Source organism: Frankia sp. CcWB2 (assembly GCF_977927585.1).
The window spans coordinates 1,727-6,813 of the sequence record NZ_CDWRCM010000072.1; the positions used below are offsets into that span (position 1 = coordinate 1,727).

A 5,087-nucleotide genomic window follows, 5' to 3' on the forward strand; every position below is an offset into this window, starting at 1 on the left:
GCTTGGAGAGTTCGACCTCCTGGGCGGCGTTGAGCAGCGGCACCTTGCCGATCTCGCGCAGGTACATGCGTACGAGGTCGGCGGTACCCGCGTGTTCGGCGGTGGACCGGCTGGCGGCGGTGGCGTCATCGCTCGCATCCTCCTCGTCGAGGAGTTCGACGCCAGCGGCGTTGATGCGCGCGATGAGAACGGGCAACAGTTCGATACCGAGGTCCGCGGACTCGAGCGCGTCACGCAGCTCGGAGCGGCTGATCTCGCCGGCCTCGCGACCACGGGCGATGACCTCGGCCACCGCGCCCGCGTCGAGCTCGTCGGTATCGTCGGGAACAGCGGCCAACGAACGGCTGGGAGCGGTGCGGACAGGAGGAGCGGCCCGACGGGCGCGCCGCGGGCTGCGCGGGCGGTTGTCATCGGTGCGCTCGGCAAATTCCAGAGCAGGCAGCGTCATCAGTGGCAAATCCGATGGTCGGTGCGGGTGGGTCGTCTCGTTCTGTGCACGTGGGAGGTAACGAACGAAGACGCGGAACCATTCCCCGTGCAGGCACACCCGGACATCAGCGATCGCCGGGCCTACCAAGCAGTGTAGACCCTAGCCCTCGAGACGCTGCACTCGCTGCCGCGAAGATTACCTGGCAGATTCCGCCCTGTGGCGCGAACCGCGAACTCTCCTGAGCTTCTCCAGTGGCCGCGCACCCTGCGGATCAGGCCAGTGGCAACTATAAGTAACAGGTACATTACTCATCGTAGAAGTTTTTTGTGTTCTGCCATCCGTGCCATATTTTCCGACGATCACCGGTCGGTGCTAACCCGTAACGGTAGTCGGCAAGCCGACACCCGCGACCCGGCCCCGGGCTCTCCACCGAGACGGAACGACCGGCGGGCCGACGCGGGCGCCGCCGACGCCGCCCCGGTGCCGCCCCGGTGCCGCCCCCACGCCGAGGCACTCGAGAACGGCGATTCCGTTAGGCGGGCCACACCCGACGGGCCCTGCCTCTGTGCACAGCGTGTAACCGCTACTCTCACACGATGCCCGTCCCCAGCCTTCCCGCAGACCTGGCGGCACTACGGGAAACCGCGATCGACGTGCTACGAGACAACGACCTCGGCGACATCACCCGGCCCTCCCCGACGCTCTACCCGCACCAGTGGCTCTGGGACAGCTGCTTCATCGCGATCGGACTGCGCCATCTCGACCCGGGACGGGCCGCCAAGGAGGTCCTCTCGCTGCTGCGAGGCCAGTGGCCGAACGGCATGATCCCCCACGTGATCTTCGCGGGGACCTCGGACTTCTATCACGCCGGTCCGCAGCGCTGGCGCTGCGACCGGGTGACCACAACCGCCGGCGGAGTGCAGAGCACGGGGGTCACCCAGCCGCCGATGATCGCCGAAGCCGCCGTCCGGATCGCCGCCATGATGACGCCATCCGCCCGCGACGCCTTCTACCGCGCGTTGCTCCCCGGCCTGCTGCGCTTCCATACGTGGCTCTACCTCGAACGCGACCCCGACGACGACGGTCTCGTCACACTGGTCCACTCCTGGGAGTCGGGGATGGACAACACGCCGGCCTGGATGGAGATCACCAGGCCGGCGGCTCCGCTGGGGGTGCGGGCACTGCGCCGGATCAACGGCGGCGACGCCATGGACGCGCTGCGGCGCGATTCCAAGGAGGTCCCCCCCGACGAACGGCTCACCTCGGGAGACCTGTTCACGCTCTACCGGATCGTGCGTGAGCTGCGGCGGGCGCACTACAACTTCCGCGAGATCCGCCGGACCATCGTCCCCCTCGTCCAGGACGTCGCCTTCAACGCGATCCTCATCCGGGCCAACGAGCACCTCACCGCCATCGCCGCCGAGATCGGCCAGACCATCCCCGCCCGGTTGCGGCGGTCCATGCACAGGACGCGCGAGGCGATCGAGCGGCTCCACACCGACGGCACTTACTACAGCCGCGACTTCCGGACGGGAACGCTGCTGCGCCACGAGACGATCTCGGGGTTCCTGCCGCTCTATGCCGGGGTCGTGCCCCAGGACCGGGTCGACGAGATGGTCAAGACGCTCACCTCACCGCGCTACTGGTCTCGGTTCGGCATCGCGAGCGTGCCGCTCGACGACCCGGGCTTCCTTCCCCGGTGTTACTGGCAGGGTCCCGTCTGGGTCAACATGAACTGGCTGATCGCCGACGGGCTGGAGCGTTACGGCCGGCTCGACGCCGCGGAGAACCTGCGCCAGAACACGATCGACATGATCGCCTCGTCCGGGGCGATGTTCGAGTACTACTCACCCCTCGACGGTTCCGGCGCGGGCAGCAACCGGTTCTCCTGGACCGCGGCGCTCCTGGTCGACCTCCTCGCCGCCGAGCACTGAGCCACGCCACCGAGCACTGTCTCGGACCGGGCACCCGGTGCGGACCGGGCACCCGGTCGGACCGGCCGCTGCGACGCCTAGCTGCAGCCGCTGGTCGAACCGCACTGCTCGCAGACGTAGCAGCTACCGGCTGGCCGCATGGTCACCCCGCAGGTGAAGCAGAGCGGAGCATCGACCACGGTCTGCGCGACGAGCGACTCACCGGGCGGTGCCAGCCGCAACTCCCGTGCCACGTACGCCGGGCCGTTCCCCACCGCCGGACCGGGCGGGACACCCGGGTCACCCCGATCGGCGACGGAAGCCGAGGATCCGGTCACCGCGGCCCCCTGGGATCCGGCCGGGTCGTCGATCCCGGCGGGCTGCGCCGGTCCCGCGACGGCCGCCACGGCCGGCGCGGGACCGTACTGACCCGCGACCCGACGGGCCCGGTCGGCCGCGGTCGAGATGCCGAGTTCGGCCCGCTGATCGGCGTCGAGATAGTCGAGCGCGAGGCGACGGAACAGATAATCCATGATCGACTGGGCGATCCGCACGTCCGGGTCGTCGGTCATCCCGGCCGGCTCGAACCGCATGTTGATGAACTTGCTGACGTACGCCTCCAGCGGCACGCCGTACTGCAGGCCGATCGAGATGGCGATCGCGAACGCGTCCATCACGCCCGCCAGGGTGGACCCCTGCTTCGACATCTTGATGAAGACCTCACCGAGGCCGTCGTCCGGGTAGGAGCCGGCGGTCAGATAACCCTCGGCCCCCCCGACGGAGAAGGACACCGTCCGCGACGGGCGGGTCTTCGGCAGCCGGCGGCGCACCGGCCGGTACTCGACCTCCACCGGGGCGGGCCCGGCGGAGCCGGCGGTCCCGGCCCCGTCTCCCGTGCCAGCTGGGGTGGCGGCCAGCTCGGCGGCCTGCTTCGCCCCCTTGACGTCGGTCAGCGGCTGGCCGACCTTGCAGTTGTCCCGGTAGATGGCGAGGGCCTTCAGACCCAGCCGCCACCCTTCCAGGTAGATCTGCTCGACGTCGGCGACCGTGGCGGTCGAGGGCATGTTCACCGTCTTCGAGATCGCGCCGGAGAGGAACGGCTGTACCGCGGCCATCATGCGGACATGGCCCATCGGGGAGATCGCGCGGTCCCCGATGGCGCAGTCGAACACCTCGTAGTGCTCTGGACGCAGGCCGGGAGCGTCGATGACGTGCCCGTGCTCGGCGATGTACTCGACGATCGCCTCGATGGTCTCCTCGGGGTAACCAAGCGCCTGCAGGGCCGCCGGGACCGTCTGGTTCACGATCTTCATGCTGGCGCCGCCGACCAGCTTCTTCATCTTCACCAGGGCGAGGTCCGGCTCGATGCCGGTGGTGTCGCAGTCCATCGCCAGACCGATCGTGCCCGTCGGGGCGAGCAGGCTGGCCTGCGCGTTGCGCCATCCGTGCTTCTCACCGACGGTCTGCGCCCGGGCCCATTCCCGGGACGCGGCGGCGAGGACCCGGGAGTCCTCGGCGTGCACGCTACGCACCGCGTCGTTCGCGGCGGCATGCTTGCGCACCACCCGCCGGTGCGCGCCCGCGTTGCGGGCGAAGCCGTCGTAGGCGCCGACGATCCCGGCGAGCTCGGCGGAGCGCCGGTAGGCGGTGGCCGTCATCAGCGAGGTGATCGATGCGGCCAGCGCCCGGCCGCCGTCCGAGTCGTAGGCCCGGGCGCTGGCCATCAGCAGGGCACCGAGGTTGGCGTAGCCGATGCCGAGCTGTCGGTAGGCCCGGCTGACCCTGGTGATCTCCGGCGTCGGGAAGTCGGCGAAGCAGATCGAGATGTCCATCGCGGTGATGATCAGCTCGACCGCCGCGACGAACGCCTCGGCGTCGAAGCTGCGGTCCGGGCGCAGGAACTTCAGCAGGTTCAGCGAGGCCAGGTTGCAGCTGGAGTTGTCCAGGTGCACGTACTCGCTGCACGGGTTGGAGGCGCTGATCCGGCCGCTCTCGGGGCAGGTATGCCAGTCGTTGATCGTTCCGTCGTACTGGATGCCGGGATCGGCGCAGGCCCACGCGGCCTCGGCGATCGTGTGGAACAGCCCGCGGGCGTCCACCGTCTCCAGGACGCGGCCGTCGAGGCGGGCCCGCAGGTCGAAGCCGCCGCCGTCGACGACCGCCCGCATGAACTCGTCGGTTACCCGGACGGAGTTGTTGGCGTTCTGGTACTGCACGGAGGCGATGTCGCGCCCGCCGAGATCCATGTCGAAGCCCGCGTCCCGCAACGCCCGAATCTTGTCTTCTTCCCAGGCCTTCGTCTCCACGAACTCGACGATGTCGGGATGATCGACGTCGAGCACGACCATCTTCGCCGCCCGCCGGGTCGCGCCACCCGATTTGATCGTACCCGCCGAGGCGTCGGCGCCGCGCATGAAGCTCACCGGCCCGGACGCGGTGCCCCCGGAGGACAGCAGCTCCTTCGAGGACCGGATGCGGGACAGGTTGAGCCCGGCCCCGGAACCCCCCTTGAAGATCAGCCCCTCTTCCCGGTACCAGTTCAGGATCGACTCCATGGTGTCGTCCACGGAGAGGATGAAGCAGTTGTGCACACGTAGGCCGGCGGAGAGGTACTCGCCGCTGTCGGTCTGGATGTCGTAGACCGGCATCGGCCCGCGCGGCTCAATGCGCTCGATCTGCAACCGCTTCACCGGCTCCGCGGCCCGGCCGGGCTGATCGAACGACGCCTCCAGCTTCGCGGCCTT

The 5,087-nt window shown here is 69.3% G+C and carries 3 protein-coding genes; 1 reads left to right on the forward strand and 2 read right to left on the reverse strand.

Going from position 1 to position 5,087, the window contains the following annotated elements; translation table 11 throughout:
* A partial coding sequence (locus ACY45C_RS09925) for a sigma-70 factor domain-containing protein (protein ID WP_462187333.1) occupies positions 1–448 on the reverse strand: 448 nt, incomplete at its 3' end.
* A gap of 578 nt (positions 449–1,026) precedes the next feature.
* On the opposite strand from ACY45C_RS09925, the gene ACY45C_RS09930 reads away from it, so the two are divergent.
* The gene (locus ACY45C_RS09930; RefSeq protein WP_462187334.1) at positions 1,027–2,364 is read left to right on the forward strand and encodes an amylo-alpha-1,6-glucosidase; all 1,338 of its coding nucleotides are present in this window, start codon (positions 1,027–1,029) and stop codon (positions 2,362–2,364) included.
* Between the two features lie 77 nt (positions 2,365–2,441).
* On the opposite strand, the gene ACY45C_RS09935 is transcribed toward ACY45C_RS09930, so the two are convergent.
* A partial coding sequence (locus tag ACY45C_RS09935; RefSeq protein ID WP_462187335.1) for a vitamin B12-dependent ribonucleotide reductase occupies positions 2,442–5,087 on the reverse strand: 2,646 nt, incomplete at its 5' end.

Excerpts from the sequence above, each read along its gene's own strand:
- ACY45C_RS09930 (WP_462187334.1), top strand. The coding sequence starts at position 1,027 with ATGCCCGTCCCCAGCCTTCCCGCAGACCTGGCGGCACTACGGGAAACC.